The sequence below is a fragment of the Periweissella fabaria genome (assembly GCF_918814575.1).
Taxonomy (GTDB): Bacteria; Bacillota; Bacilli; order Lactobacillales; family Lactobacillaceae; genus Periweissella; species Periweissella fabaria.
The window spans coordinates 105,749-119,665 of the sequence record NZ_CAKKNS010000006.1; the positions used below are offsets into that span (position 1 = coordinate 105,749).

12 protein-coding genes and 1 other RNA gene are annotated in these 13,917 nt (G+C 38.1%); 3 read left to right on the top strand and 10 right to left on the bottom strand.

The window, feature by feature from the left end:
* Positions 1-101: 101 nt before the first annotated feature.
* The 4 genes from LQZ75_RS07185 to LQZ75_RS07200 all read right to left on the bottom strand — a co-directional run bounded on the left by LQZ75_RS07185 (position 102) and on the right by LQZ75_RS07200 (position 2,720).
* A complete protein-coding gene (locus LQZ75_RS07185; RefSeq protein WP_230097160.1) occupies positions 102-1,241 on the bottom strand; it encodes a THUMP domain-containing class I SAM-dependent RNA methyltransferase in 1,140 nt (379 codons plus the stop codon).
* A gap of 85 nt (positions 1,242-1,326) precedes the next feature.
* Positions 1,327-1,704: RNase P RNA component class B (rnpB, locus tag LQZ75_RS07190), an RNA gene on the bottom strand.
* A gap of 28 nt (positions 1,705-1,732) precedes the next feature.
* Positions 1,733-2,086, bottom strand: a complete 354-nt coding sequence (gene gpsB / locus LQZ75_RS07195; protein WP_230097161.1) for a cell division regulator GpsB — start codon at positions 2,084-2,086, stop codon at positions 1,733-1,735.
* Between the two features lie 70 nt (positions 2,087-2,156).
* Positions 2,157-2,720, bottom strand: a complete 564-nt coding sequence (locus LQZ75_RS07200; RefSeq protein ID WP_230097162.1) for an SLOG family protein — start codon at positions 2,718-2,720, stop codon at positions 2,157-2,159.
* Positions 2,721-2,839: 119 nt separating this feature from the next.
* Here LQZ75_RS07200 and recU point away from each other — a divergent pair, with 119 nt between their 5' ends.
* Positions 2,840-3,454 carry a Holliday junction resolvase RecU gene (gene recU / locus LQZ75_RS07205; protein ID WP_230097163.1) on the top strand — a complete coding sequence of 205 codons (615 nt, stop codon included), beginning with the start codon at positions 2,840-2,842 and terminating at the stop codon, positions 3,452-3,454.
* A 40-nt stretch (positions 3,455-3,494) separates the two neighbouring features.
* Positions 3,495-5,825, top strand: coding sequence for a PBP1A family penicillin-binding protein (locus LQZ75_RS07210; protein WP_230097164.1), 2,331 nt, complete (start codon positions 3,495-3,497; stop codon positions 5,823-5,825).
* Between the two features lie 44 nt (positions 5,826-5,869).
* On the opposite strand, the gene LQZ75_RS07215 is transcribed toward LQZ75_RS07210, so the two are convergent.
* Genes LQZ75_RS07215 through rnz form a run of 3 tightly spaced genes read right to left on the bottom strand, consistent with a single transcriptional unit; the run spans position 5,870 to position 9,689 of the window.
* Positions 5,870-6,394 (bottom strand): adenine phosphoribosyltransferase, encoded by a 525-nt coding sequence (locus LQZ75_RS07215; RefSeq protein WP_230097165.1) that lies wholly within the window; start codon positions 6,392-6,394, stop codon positions 5,870-5,872.
* 43 nt (positions 6,395-6,437) lie between these two features.
* A complete protein-coding gene (gene recJ, locus LQZ75_RS07220) occupies positions 6,438-8,738 on the bottom strand; it encodes a single-stranded-DNA-specific exonuclease RecJ (protein ID WP_230097166.1) in 2,301 nt (766 codons plus the stop codon).
* Positions 8,739-8,753: 15 nt separating this feature from the next.
* The gene (gene rnz, locus LQZ75_RS07225) at positions 8,754-9,689 is read right to left on the bottom strand and encodes a ribonuclease Z (RefSeq protein WP_230097167.1); all 936 of its coding nucleotides are present in this window, start codon (positions 9,687-9,689) and stop codon (positions 8,754-8,756) included.
* Positions 9,690-9,817: 128 nt separating this feature from the next.
* On the opposite strand from rnz, the gene LQZ75_RS07230 reads away from it, so the two are divergent.
* Complete coding sequence (locus LQZ75_RS07230) at positions 9,818-10,111, top strand: hypothetical protein (protein ID WP_230097168.1); 294 nt, start codon at positions 9,818-9,820, stop codon at positions 10,109-10,111.
* Between the two features lie 70 nt (positions 10,112-10,181).
* On the opposite strand, the gene LQZ75_RS07235 is transcribed toward LQZ75_RS07230, so the two are convergent.
* From LQZ75_RS07235 to murD, 3 genes are read right to left on the bottom strand one after another with little or no spacing between them, the layout of a single operon-like run.
* The gene (locus tag LQZ75_RS07235) at positions 10,182-11,354 is read right to left on the bottom strand and encodes a cell division protein FtsQ/DivIB (RefSeq protein ID WP_230097169.1); all 1,173 of its coding nucleotides are present in this window, start codon (positions 11,352-11,354) and stop codon (positions 10,182-10,184) included.
* Between the two features lie 20 nt (positions 11,355-11,374).
* The gene (gene murG, locus LQZ75_RS07240) at positions 11,375-12,484 is read right to left on the bottom strand and encodes an undecaprenyldiphospho-muramoylpentapeptide beta-N-acetylglucosaminyltransferase (RefSeq protein ID WP_230097170.1); all 1,110 of its coding nucleotides are present in this window, start codon (positions 12,482-12,484) and stop codon (positions 11,375-11,377) included.
* 1 nt (position 12,485) lies between these two features.
* A complete protein-coding gene (murD, locus tag LQZ75_RS07245) occupies positions 12,486-13,856 on the bottom strand; it encodes a UDP-N-acetylmuramoyl-L-alanine--D-glutamate ligase (protein WP_230097171.1) in 1,371 nt (456 codons plus the stop codon).
* Between the last annotated feature and the right edge of the window lie 61 nt (positions 13,857-13,917).

Below are 13,917 nucleotides of genomic sequence, written 5' to 3' on the forward strand. Positions count from 1 at the left end.
ATTATTTTTGATACACATTAGTGTACGTTGGGAATTTCAAAAACAACAAAAAAAGAACCCAGAAAAATTCTGCGTTCTTAATAAGTATTTAATTCATACGTTTAATGGCGTTCTTTTTTACCCCAATATTGGAAGAAGTCGGTCCGCAAAGCCCCATTATAGAGTTTACGTTTTTTAGTTGCACGTTCACCATAGAATTTTTCAAATTCCAAATCACTCGTCAAAATGTATTTACTCCAAGTTTTCATTGGACGATATACTTGACCCATTTCTTTATAAAGTTGGTGGACAGCATCAGCATCAAGTAACCGTTCACCGTATGGTGGATTAGCTACTAAAATCCCGTTTTTCTTATCAGTATGCCAATCTTTTGCCGCTAATTGCTTAAAGGTAATATCTTGAGCCAAACCAGCTTCCAGCGCATTAGCTTTAGCAATTGCAATCATATTTTCATCAATATCGTAACCAGTAATATCTAGTTCAATATCGTAATCAGCCGCTTCATCAGCTTCAGCACGTAAATCTTCGCTAATTTGTTTATCAACCCAATCCCATTTTTCAATCGCAAAATCACGATTGAATCCAGGCGCAATATTGCGGGCAATCAATGCCGCTTCAATTGGAATGGTCCCAGAACCACACACCGGATCAACAAATGGTTGGTCCGGATACCAGTGTGCTAAAGTTACCAAAGCTGCTGCCATATTTTCTTTTAGTGGGGCCCCACCCTTTTCAGTCCGGTAACCACGTTTAAATAATGAATCACCAGTTGTATCAAGTGTAATCATCACATGATCTTTGTTAATCATTACTTCCAATTGAAATAATGAACCTGATTCAGGTAAAAATGTCCGCACGTGATATTCTTCTGATAATTGACTAGCAATGGCTTTTTTCACAATTGCTTGGGCCGTTGGAACACTGTGAAGCACTGAGTTGCGTGAACGACCTTGAACAGGAAATTCAGCATCGAATGGTAATAATTGATCCCATTTAAAGGCTTTTGTTTGTTCAAAAAGTTCGTCAAAAGTCACAGCATCAAACTCAGTCACGACAATTTTAATTCGATCAGCAGTTCGTAACCAAAGATTAGTGCGGATAATATCTTTAACCGTTCCTTCAAAACGGACACGGCCATTTTCAACTTCAACATCATATCCTAAATCACGTAGTTCTTTACCTACTAATGCTTCAATACCTGCTGCTGCTGTCGCCATTAAATTAAATTTTTTATCATTCATTTATTTACATTCCTGTTCGATTTATTTGATAAATCCATTTTACCATAAAAAAAAGCCCGCCGAAGCGAGCTGCATGGATGTGAATTTCTGTAAGCCACGTTATGTTCTCACTTAACTTCATGCATAATTAAGCAAGTAGTAATCATCTATCTTCTAGTAGTTTAAAAACTACTAACACGACCATCGTTTCAATTCACTAGGCCGAGCTCCCCTACCATATGTTTGGGTTTCCCGCTTGAGGGGTTTACCGCGTTCCACCTGATTCGTTTCCAAATCAGCATCGTCACTGTGGCACTTTCAGGAATACTAGAGCATAGCCGAAACCTTAGCTGTTTTTTCCGCCGTCACCATAAATGGTGCCCCGGTTTATTTTTTCGCCGAGCACAAACACTACAGACATCGCAGTCTGTGCGAGCATGGACTTTCCTCACATAAGCTAACTTATGCGCGATTACTAGAAATTCACACGGTAGAAACAATTATAGCATAAACTAAATTAAATGAGAACCATTATTTTGTTGTTCATCAACTTGAGCCCCAAAAACACGGCGTTCTAAATTACTTAGTCGCTTAAGAATGTCCATATTTGTCGTACCAGTTGCTTGTGGTGTTACCGTTTTTTGTGATCCCGCCACTGCTAACTGTTTATTTAATTCTTCGATTTGTGAACGTAAACGACGATTTTCATCTTCTAGTTCGTTTTGAATCTTATTAAAAGTATCGTAGTCCTTAATAATTTCATCCAAAAAAGTATCAACGTCAGTAGGATCAAAGCCGCCACCCATGCGCTTTGGCTTAAATTCCTTTCGTACAATATCTTGTGGAGTTAATCGCAAATTTTCCATTAATCTCATTAATCCTCCGTCTTAAGTTCTATTTTATGTTAGCAAATTTCACAAAAAAATGCTATTGATATTAATAATTCTTATCACTTTCTTGTTCCTCACCATAAACAAGCGCATATTCTTGCAAATCATCAAACGAAACTGCTTGCCATGGGTAGTCTTTACCATTTTGATAGTTTGTTATTGCATAATAATCGTACTTTGTTTTACCTTCGAATTCCGGATCATATATCAGTAACGCACCATCCGTATGCGACAGCATGAATGTTTGATAGCTCTTTAGTTGACTTGGATTTTGATATTCATGAGCAGATACACTCGCATAATAATCGACTTGCGTTTTTAATTGGGCCAATTGGGCTTGCTTTTCGGTATTCCAATTTTTCTCAATATTTAAATACGGGGCCATCATGGCAACTTGGACTGCATACTCACTTTTTAATTCATTAACAACCTCAATAGTCCACTGTTCTATCCCTAATTGCGGGCCCGTTATAATCCAATCTACGCCTTGTTCTAATTGGCGAATTATTTCCGCTCTTAAAGCATATTTAATTATTGTAACTTTAGGGTCATCACTTTTAAAAACACCTAATTCATAGGCCCGATAACCCGACACCCATAATCTTGTCATCTGTTACCTCCCTACTTAACTTCTTTAATATTTAATTATGGCACATCTCTATTTAACATGTCAGTCATAATTTTGGTATAATGTACCGGGTATATATACAATTAGAAATGGGGCGGAGAATGATTAAGTATCCAAATGGAAATACATTCGCAGTAAATAATGCTGCACAGGTGCCATCAAGACCATCCCCGGCTGTTAGTTACAGTAAACGGGGGATGACTCTTGAAGATGCAATTAACACCGCTAATACTTTTTATCTTGATCGTCAAATTGCAGTAATTCATAAAAAGCCTACACCCATCAATATCGTTAATGTTTCTTACCCTAAGCGCTCTGCAGCTAAAATTAATGAAGCATATTTTGCGCAAGCATCAACAACCGATTATAATGGAATTTATCGAGGCTTTTATATTGACTTTGATGCCAAAGAAACCCAACATAAGACCGCCATTCCTTTGGCTAATTTTCATGAACATCAGGTAAAACATTTAGCAGCTATTATTCAACAAAATGGAATTGGTTTTGTAATCATTCGCTTTGCGGTGTACAATGAGTCTTTCGTGTTACCTGCGAGTGAATTGATTAGCTTTTGGCAACAAAGCAAAACAGGCGGTCGTAAATCGATTCCATATCAATATATTAAGGAACATGGTTTTATTATCTCTTCTGGGTTAATTCCTGAATTACCCTATCTCAAAGCGGTAGACTTATTAATTGCACAACATCAAAATTAAGCTACCATGCTTATCTAATTAAGACTTAGGAGCAAAATATATGTCGGAACAAGAAACTCAATCACGGATGGCCAATAAAAAACAAGCCAACCAACAGTCAAAGCAATCGAATAAGAAACGACGTCCCCTCAAAATTTGGGAAAAAGTTTTAATTTCACTTTTTGCTTTATTCAATATCGGTTTAATTTCTGGTACCCTGCTGTTCTTTTATTATGTAAGTTCAGCCCCTGCGATTAGTGAAGCTAAATTATCTTCAAGTAATTCAACTGAATTCCTTGATTCTAGTGGCCATGTCATCTGGTCAATGGGTTCTCAAAAACGGGATTATGCTCCCGCAAATCAAATTCCAGAACAATTAAAACAATCTGTGGTATCAATTGAAGATCGCCGCTTTTATCAACATGGTGGAATTGATGTTCAACGAATCGCCGGGGCAACATTTGCTAATTTAACTGGTTCATCACTTGGTCTTCAAGGTGGTTCAACATTAACACAGCAATTAGTTAAATTGTCCGTTTTCTCAACGGCTGCATCTGATCGTACAATTAAACGTAAAGCGCAAGAAGCCTGGCTTGCCATGCAAGTTTCAAAGCGCTACTCAAAAAACCAAATTTTAACGTTCTATATTAATAAGGTTTATATGGGTGAAGGTGTCTACGGGATGAAAACAGCTGCCCGTTACTACTTCGGTAAGCAACTTAATGAGTTATCAGTTCCCCAATACGCCTTATTAGCAGGAATGCCACAATCACCTGTGCGCTACGATCCATACGTTAACCCTGATCTTGCTAGAGACCGTCGTAACACTGTTTTAGATGCCTTAGTAAGTAATAACAAGTTAAGTGCCGCTCAAGCCCAACAATTTAAACAAGTACCGGTTACTGAAGGATTATTAAAAAATCACCCTAAAATTGGCGGTGCTACTTCTGATCAACCAGCTACTCAACAAGTTGTTGATGCTTATGCTCAATCAGTTCTTTCAGAATTGACCAAAATGGGTTATAAACCTGAAACAGATGGCCTCAAAGTATATACTTATTTAAACCTTGATTTACAAAAGCAAGCTTACAAAGTCGTTAACACAAATACTTACGTTAACTTCCCTAACGCTAACTTACAAGTCGGTTTAACAATGACAGATCCTAATACCGGTCATGTTGTAGCCCAAATCGGTGGTCGCAAACAAACAGCAGCCCTTGGACTAAACCGTGCTACCCAAACTAATCGTTCAGCTGGTTCTACCGTTAAGCCATTCTTAGATTACGGTCCAGCTATTGAATATTTAAACTGGCCTACGTACCGAACTGTTGTTGATAAAAAGTACTTTTACCCTGGAACTACAACTCAAGTTCACGATTTTGAGCCCAATTATGTTGGCCCAATGACAGTTCGTAACGCATTAGTACAATCACGAAATGTCCCAGCAGTTGAAGCATTACAAACAGTTGGTCTCAATCGTGCTAAATCATTCATCAATCGTTTCGGTTTAACTAATCCATTATATGCATCCTCTGCCTTGGGAATTGATATTTCAACATTACAAGAAGCAAGTATCTATGGTTCATTTAGTACCGAAGGGGTTTACCATTCACCTGAATTTATTCAAAAAATTGTGACTCAAGATGGTAAAACTGTTGATGTTTCATCACCATCAAAACGGGTCATGCAACCATCAACTGCTTACATGCTTACAGATATGCTTAAGTCGGTTATGACTGATACAAACGGTACAGGGACATTAGCTCACGTCCCAGGAACATTTGAAGCTGGTAAGACAGGGACAGTTGGTTATTCTGATGATGTCAATGTGCCGGCTGGAGCAGTCTCAGACCGCTGGTTTACTGGTTACAATCGTAACTTTGCCCTTTCGATTTGGACTGGTTATGACCAACCAAATCAACCAGGTAATTACATTGCGCCAGGTTATATGTCTAATATTCCGCTTTATATTTATAAAGCAATTATGGGTTACGCCATGCAAGACGTTATCTCTGAAGATTGGAACAAACCTGGTAATGTTCAAGTGATTAATCGTGGTGGCCAACGTGAACTACAAATCGCTGGTGCGGCATTTAGTGATAGTACAACCCCAGTGGTTGTCCCTTCAAGTAGCTCAAGTTCTTCATCTAGTTCAAGTTCTTCATCTAGTTCAAGTGCTGATTCAAGTTCTTCATCTAGTTCAAGCGCTGATTCAAGTAGCTCAAGTTCTTCATCTAGTTCAAGTGCTGATTCAAGTAGCTCAAGCTCTAATCCAAGTAGTTCAAGTTCAAGTAGTGTTGAGCCAGCAAGTTCTAGCTCTTCACAACCTGCACCTCAACCGAATAATCAACCATCAACTGATCCAAATAATAGTTCCACACCAAATAACTAATAAAAAAACCGATTCGAATCGAATCGGTTTTTTATTAGTTATTTTTAGTAATGCATTAAAGAAAAAATATCGTACTCAGTTAATTTATCACGGCCGTGTAAATCATCTAGTTCAATCAAGAAAGCAATTCCAACAACAATACCACCAAGTTGTTCGATTAATTTAACGGTTGCTTCAATTGTGCCACCCGTTGCTAATAAATCATCTGTAATCAAAACCCGTTGACCTGGCTTAATTGCATCAGCGTGCATTTCTAAAGTATTGATGCCACCATATTCTAATTCATAGTCTTGTCGAACTGTTTCACGCGGTAATTTTCCCGCCTTACGTGCTGGTACAAAGCCAATTCCTAATTCATAAGCAACTGGACCCCCAACAATAAAACCACGTGATTCAGGTCCAACAACGACATCAATTCCGCCTTGAGCCTTTGTATACGCGACAAACTCTTTAGTTGCAGCTGCATAAGCTTCACCATCTGCCATCAAAGGTGTCACATCACGGAAGATGATCCCGGGCTCTGGAAAATCAGGAATTGCTGCAATATATTTTTTAAAATCAAATGTCATTTTTCTACCTCATTTATAACACCAATCACGCGTGGTTATTTTATTACGACATTAAATCAGTCAATGTCGTTGTTAACTCACTTGTTTTACTGTAAATTAAACTTTTTTCAATGGCTTGTTTGGTAATCCATGCCTGATAACTTGGTGCTGTAGTTAAATCAGCATGCTTAGGATTTGGAAGCACATTTAAAACACCGCTTTCTATTCTAACAAATCCCAATTCAAAAAACACGGTAATCATCAAACTTAATTGATTTACACCAATTTGTAAAAATTTAGCTAACTTAGGCAACTCTGCACGAATTGGTAAATCAGCATGCCCCAAAATATATTTGTAAAGTTTAGCGAAATCAGCTTTTGTAGGTAAGGATTCCAGATAGACATGTTGTGCTGTATAAAAAATGACACGTAGCTCTTTAAATTGATGTCCCTGTAATAAGGTCAAATCACTTAGGTCTTTAGGTAAATCAACTAAAATAGTTGTGCCATTGTCTACTAACTGATCGCCATTTGTAATTGCAATTGCGGTACTCTCAGCATTTAAATATGGTAATAATTGTTGCATCACCTTAGGATTAAAAAACACATATTGACCAGTTATTTTAAAATTATCTGGTCGCAATTTATTAGTCCGTTGATCAATAATTGCCAGACCACCTTGTTGGATGTCTTTAACCATTAACTGCAAGCTAGTTTGTCCTTGCCACGTGTTTTCTGACAATGTAGCGACAACACTAACAGGTGCTTTATCAATTAATAATCCATCCCCTAATTCGCCTTGTCCAAAAGCTAAGGCTGCTAATTTGCTTTCATTGGTCATTAAATTAAATTTTAAATGTTTTTTATCCGCACCAATTTGTTTAATATCGGATACGTTACCAGTAATCTTAAAATACGGTTGCTCATTACTATTACCAAACGGTGCCAACTTTTGAATAGCCGCAAATAGTTGTTCATTAACAGCTGTAACGGAAATTTCTTTGGCTATTGTCAATGGCGCTTTCATCCCTAGTTGAACATTTTGAACATCTGCTTCATGTTCAAAAGCCTTCTTTAAAGCCGCTAAATTGTCAGTAGCTAACGATAATCCCGCAGCCCCAGCATGACCCCCAAATGCACTAAAAAGCTCTGCATGTGGCGCCAAAGCTTGATATAAATCAAATCCATCAATACTACGCGCTGAACCTTTTAATTTATTATTTTCCTGTGTCAAAATAATTGTTGGTCGATGCGTTAGTTCGACGACTTGACTTGCCACAATACCTAACACCCCTTCATGCCAACCATCTCCAGCTAAAATAATCGTCTTTTGCGTCGTTAAATCTAATTCCGCAAGCTGCTCTTTAGCTTGGGTAACAATTTCAGCAACAATTTGTTTACGGGTATCATTAAGTTGATTTACTTGTTGTGCTAAATCACTAGCCCGCTCAGGATCTTGGGTAACTAGTAACTCTACGCCAATCTGCGCTGATTGCAAACGACCAATCGCATTTAACCTTGGGGTAATCCCAAATGCAACCTGTTCGGCAGTTACTTCATGTAAGCCAACTCCTGCAAGTTCCATCAACGCTTGTAGACCAGGCCGAGTTGTCTGGGCTAACATCTTGAGCCCATATGTAACTAAAACCCGATTTTCACCGGTTAATGCTACTAAGTCAGCAATCTCGCCAAGCGCTACTAAATCCATCATTTCTTGTGGAATTTCTTCTAATAAAGCCGTCGCAACTTTAAAGGCTACCCCAACACCAGATAAGTACTTATATGGATATTCACTTGCGGGATGTTGAGGATGAATAATAGCATATGCAGCCGGTAATTCACTGGGAATTTCATGGTGATCAGTCACAATCACATCAGCCCCTTGTTCATTAGCAAAATCAATCGCTGCATGCCCAGCTACCCCATTATCAACAGTTATGATTAGCTGTGTACCTTGTGTAATTAAACGTTGATAAACATCCTTATTAGGGCCGTAACCGTCCGTAAACCGGTTTGGCACATAAAAATCAACATCAGCATCAAGCATCATAAGCGTTTCGTACATAATCGCCGTGCTCGTTATTCCATCGGTATCATAATCACCATAAATAGTAATATGTTCACCATTCATCAACGCTTCATTAATTCGGTCAATAACGCGTTCCATATCATGTAGCATAAATGGATCATTTATTTCTTCTGGTGATGGATTTAAAAATGCTTCGATTTCAGTGCGTGAAGTTAATCCACGTTGTTTTAACAGTTGAATCATTACCGTTGGCATATTTAAGGTCGTTGCTAACGCTTGTTCTTCATCTGTAACTGAATCTGCTAGGACTTGCCATTCATAATGTGAATCAATCATAGCTTTTCTGCCTCACTATTTCTTAATTGGAATATCAATCTCTTCAAAATCACTGACAACATGCGCACCCGCAAATATTTCCCGTGCTTGCTTCTCAAGCTCATAGGCTAGTTTACCTGCATATCTAGCCGAAATATGTGTAAGTAATAATTTATCAACTCCCGCCGCCATAGCGACATCAACAGCTTGTAAATTAGTTGAATGGTAGTGATTACGAGCCATCCGGCCTTCACCCTTACCATACGTACTTTCGTGAACTAAAACATCCGCACTTTGCGCAAGCGCAATTGAATTAGCATTTTTACGCGTATCGCCTAAAATTGTCACAATCCGGCCTTTTTTAGCATCACCAAGATAATCTACTCCATTAATTACCCGGCCATCGGGTAACGTTACCGTCTTGCCCAATTTCAACTGACCATAAAGTGGCCCTGATGGGACCTTATCAGCCCGTAACTTATCAACTAACAATTCACGAGGATGATCTTTTTCAATAACTCGATAACCATATGAATGGACATTATGATCTAATAACTCAGTAACCACTTTAAAAGTTGTATCTTCAAAAATAACACCCGTTTTAGTTATCTCAACAAATTCCAATGGATAGGTTAAATGTGATTCCGAAACTAATAAACTAGTTTTGACAAATTTTTCAATTCCCTTTGGCCCATATATGGTTAATGGTTCGGAAGCATCGCTACCTTGAAACGACCGCGAACTCAAAAAACCAGGTAACCCAAAAATATGATCACCATGTAAATGGGTAATAAAAATTTTTTCAACTTTTCGCGGCCGAATATTCGTCCGTAAAATTTGGTGTTGGGTACCTTCACCAACATCAAATAACCATACAGCATTACGTTCATCAAGTAGTTTTAAAGCAATTGACGTAACATTTCTAAACTTAGCTGGTTGTCCAGCCCCAGTACCTAAAAATTCTAATTGCATATTTTATTCCCTATTTTTAATTATTTATGTTTCTTCTATAATCGCACAATGCGCCAATTATCACTTTAAAAGTTAACTATAAAATTGTATCATATTAAGTAAATTAATTGGACGGAGCACCTAAAAAAATGCGTTTGCATGACTTTATTAATTCAACAGCTGGTATTAATCTAACCAGCCAATTATTTATTACTGTTGAAGATAATTTATATCCGATAACTCATTTAAGGGTTGCTGATGAATGTTTACGCCTTGAATATCAACAACCACAAGCACCGATAACCTTAGCTCAATTTCTTAAGGAAACCAATTCACTAACAGTTAATTATCGCATTACCTATCAAAATAATCTAACATCCCAATCAATTAACGTATGGGGCTATCGTATAAATCACGAGCAACACCAAATCATTGTGCACTAAATACTCTACAAATGAAAGAACCGATTGATCTAATTAGGAATCAATCGGTTCTTTTAGTGCTTATATTTTTCTAATTATTATTCGTTTCTGAGCTAGAAGTTGAGCTAGAACTAGTTGCTTGTTCTTTTTTATCCTCAGCTTCTTGTTTAGCTGCTTTCTTTTTATCCGCTTCTTGCTGCTTTTTAGCCTCAGCGGCTGCTTTATTCAGTTTGATTTGTTCATAAGAATATGAATAAGCCCCAACTTGTAAATCAACAATACCTGGTTTATCCATTTGCGCTGCAATTGAAGGATAATATGCCATTTTATCAGCAAAAGTCGTAATCGTTGCATTTACTTGGTTACCATCATTCATATATAAAACAATCCGCTCTGGATCACCTTTTGTTGGTGAAAAATGAATTTCAGATACTGCTGCTCGAATAGGGGTATCCAACTTTGCAATTTTATTAATAGTTTTATTAAACAATGCCTTATTTTTAAAACCTTCATAAATTGGTAACCCTAAATTACTTGTCGTCAATGGTTGTTCGAGAACTTTACCACCTTCTAGGACTAAATAATATTTATGTTTACGTAGTACATAACCTACTCGGATTGCTTCTTGAACATTAATTTCAAGGCGCGTTGGACTAGCTACTCGGACTGTTAACGCTTTAATTTGATTATCATTTGCTACTGCGTGCTTTTCTATTGCTTTTTCATGCAACAAAACACCAAAAACTGAGCGGCGAGCTTTAATACCAGTTGCCTTAACAATCTGCTTAGGCGTTGTATTATGTGTCCCGGCCACATCAATTCGCTGAATCATGCTGCTAGGACTAATAACCCAGTAAAAGAACCCTACCATTACTAAAATCCCCATAATGGTAAGCCACGCTTGCTTTGTCTGCCGTTGCAAGCTAATCCCTTTAACCGCCCCTAAGGATGCGTATAGATTACTTTTAAGCTTATTTTGTTTCGGCGCTTTTTCAAGGTATACTTCGTCATCATTAACCTCATCCAATTGTGGTTTAGGTGCAACAAATTGAAATTGATTTTGTTCCACCGGCGACTTAGTATCCCTATCCGTTTTTGTAGTATCTTTTTCCGGTGTCGCTACCGGTACATCTTTTTTCTTTTCTCGTTTAAAAAATAAATCTTCAGCAATTTGGCTATATTTATTTTCCTTACTCGTTTCATCAATTTGGAGAATATCCCATGGTGATGATTCTTGGTTATTATTATCTGACTTGCCGCCCATGAGTATCCTCCAATCCCTATTTATTTTTGATGGTCAGCGATTGCTTTGCGTAACAAGTTGACTAGTTGATCCGCTGCATCTGGGACACCTAATTGTTTAGATGCACGCTCCATTTCTAAACGCTTAACATCATCTGACATTAACTCATCGACAACTTTTAACAAACTTGCCCCATTTAGTTCTGTTTCAGTAATCATTTCTGCTGCCCCAGCATCTACTAAACTTTGGGCATTTTTAGTTTGATGGTCAGCTGTCACATATGGACTAGGAATTAACACAGCTGGAACACCTAAGGCCGTAATTTCAGCAATACTTGTCGCTCCAGCACGACCAACAATCGCTGCCACTTGGGGTAATACTTCGGGCATATTACCAATATATGGTTTTACTACTACGTTTTTACCAACGAGAATATGGGCGGCATTTAATTGCTCCAGTACTCCATCGTAACGTTTTTGACCTGTCACAAAGACTACTTGATAATCACGTTTATTAAATTCTTCAATGGCCTCAATTGTTGCTTGGTTAATCTTTAGCGCTCCTTGAGAACCACCAAAAATGAGTACAGTTGGGCGGTTACTTTCTAAACCAAACTCAGTCCAGTCAAAGTTTGAATGGATTTGCACAACTTCTTGGGCTCGTGGATTACCAACAAATGTCACCTTGCCTGCAGGAAATTGTGATCGCGCAGCTTCAAAAGCAATTCCAATTTCATCAACACCGCGACTAAGAAACTTGTTAGTCAAACCAACAACTGAATTTTGTTCATGAATCACCGTTGGAATCCCCATACGTTGAGCAGCATACACAACAGCACCACTAACATAGCCACCCATGCCAACCACGACATCCGGTTTAAATTCCCGAATCAACTTTTTAGCGCGATTAACCGCCTTCATAAATAGCATCATCGTTTTAACATTATCCATTGATAATTTACGTCGGAATCCTTGAATTTCAAGTTCTTCAAAAGGAATACCACGTTTTGGCACAATATTTTTTTCTAAACCACGTTGACTACCAACGTATAAAATTTCCGTAGTAGCATCTTGTTTTTTTAACGCATCAATCATTGCTAAAGCAGGATAAATGTGGCCACCAGTTCCACCGGCACTGACAATTAAACGCATGTTAAATCTCCTCTTTGTTAGTTAACTTTTCAACTGCTTTAATGAACAATTCACCACGCGTTTCAAAGTCTGGATATTGATCCCAACTAGCCGCTGCTGGGCTAAGTAAGATGATGTCACCTGGTTGACTTAATTCCCAAGCCATCGGTACGGCAGCTTGGATGTCATCGGCAAAGATAATTTTTTCAACACCAGCTGCTTTAGCACTTTTAGCAAAAATTTCTTTAGTCTGTCCACTTAAGACAACTGCCCGAACGTGTTGTCCTAAATCTGCTTCCAAGCGTTCATATGTGTCGCCACGATCAAGGCCCCCGGCTAATAAAACAACTGGATTTTCAAATCCTGCTAAAGCCATTTGCGTTGCTTCAATATCAGTTGCTTTAGAATCATTATAGAATTTACGTCCATCTGCTTCTAAAACAAACTGGGTACGGTGACGAACACCAGAAAAGGTCTTTAAAATTTCGGCAATCATTTTAGTTGAACGGCCGTGTAACTTGGCGACCGCAATCGCTGCTAAAGCATTTTCAACGTTGTGATCCCCTGGAACACCCATTTCATTAGTGTCCATAATGTATTCGTCTTGCCAGTACATTTTACCATCTTCAACGTATGCCCCTAATTTAGACTTACCTAGTCGTGAAAATGGAATGATTTGGGCACGTGAAGATTGGGCTAATAAAGCTAATTCTTCATAATCATAGTTGACCACAAAGAAATCATCTGCATTTTGATTTTCAGTAATTTTCATTTTAGCGGCAACGTAATTAGCACGGGTACCATGATAATCAAGGTGTGAAGAAAAAATATTAGTTAAAACGGCAATATGTGGGTGAAATTCTTTCGTTCCCATCAATTGGAACGAAGATGATTCAATTACCAATGTATCATCTTCTGTAAGATTCATTGCCCGCGTTGATGCTGGAATTCCAATATTACCAGCATACAATGCAACACCAGCTTCGCGCTCATTAGCTAACAACTTCGTCACTAAAGTAGTCGTTGTTGTCTTACCGTTTGAACCTGTAATTGCAATCAATTCACCTGAAAATACTTGTCCAGCTAATTCAATTTCACTAATCACTGGCATATCCTGTGCTTGTGCCGCTACGACCACTGGATTAGTATATGGAATCCCTGGATTTTTAACTAAAATATCAAAACCATTAACGACATCTGCTGCCTGATTTTGGGTAAATGAAACACCCTTTGCTTTAAGTTCTAAAGCAGTTTCATCAACCGTTAAATCTTTTGTATCTGAAACTGTTACAATCGCACCTAATTCTGTTAATACCTTAGCTGCTGATGCACCAGACTTAGCAAACCCTAAAATTAAAACACGCTTATTTTGATATTTCATTACTTTTTCCATTTTTGTTCCCTCAACTCACCAATTCATATCTAATGCTATTTACTAAATATGTACAACCAGG

What these genes read in the sequence shown, in the direction of transcription:
- murG (WP_230097170.1), bottom strand. Translation starts at nt 12,484, where the DNA reads ATGCGTTTAATTGTCAGTGCCGGTGGAACTGGTGGCCACATTTATCCT.
- LQZ75_RS07210 (WP_230097164.1), top strand. Translation starts at nt 3,495, where the DNA reads ATGTCGGAACAAGAAACTCAATCACGGATGGCCAATAAAAAACAAGCC.
- gpsB (WP_230097161.1), bottom strand. Translation starts at nt 2,086, where the DNA reads ATGGAAAATTTGCGATTAACTCCACAAGATATTGTACGAAAGGAATTT.
- LQZ75_RS07185 (WP_230097160.1), bottom strand. Translation starts at nt 1,241, where the DNA reads ATGAATGATAAAAAATTTAATTTAATGGCGACAGCAGCAGCAGGTATT.
- LQZ75_RS07200 (WP_230097162.1), bottom strand. Translation starts at nt 2,720, where the DNA reads ATGACAAGATTATGGGTGTCGGGTTATCGGGCCTATGAATTAGGTGTT.
- LQZ75_RS07215 (WP_230097165.1), bottom strand. Translation starts at nt 6,394, where the DNA reads ATGACATTTGATTTTAAAAAATATATTGCAGCAATTCCTGATTTTCCA.
- murD (WP_230097171.1), bottom strand. Translation starts at nt 13,856, where the DNA reads ATGGAAAAAGTAATGAAATATCAAAATAAGCGTGTTTTAATTTTAGGG.
- recJ (WP_230097166.1), bottom strand. Translation starts at nt 8,738, where the DNA reads ATGATTGATTCACATTATGAATGGCAAGTCCTAGCAGATTCAGTTACA.
- rnz (WP_230097167.1), bottom strand. Translation starts at nt 9,689, where the DNA reads ATGCAATTAGAATTTTTAGGTACTGGGGCTGGACAACCAGCTAAGTTT.
- LQZ75_RS07235 (WP_230097169.1), bottom strand. Translation starts at nt 11,354, where the DNA reads ATGGGCGGCAAGTCAGATAATAATAACCAAGAATCATCACCATGGGAT.
- recU (WP_230097163.1), top strand. Translation starts at nt 2,840, where the DNA reads ATGATTAAGTATCCAAATGGAAATACATTCGCAGTAAATAATGCTGCA.
- LQZ75_RS07230 (WP_230097168.1), top strand. Translation starts at nt 9,818, where the DNA reads ATGCGTTTGCATGACTTTATTAATTCAACAGCTGGTATTAATCTAACC.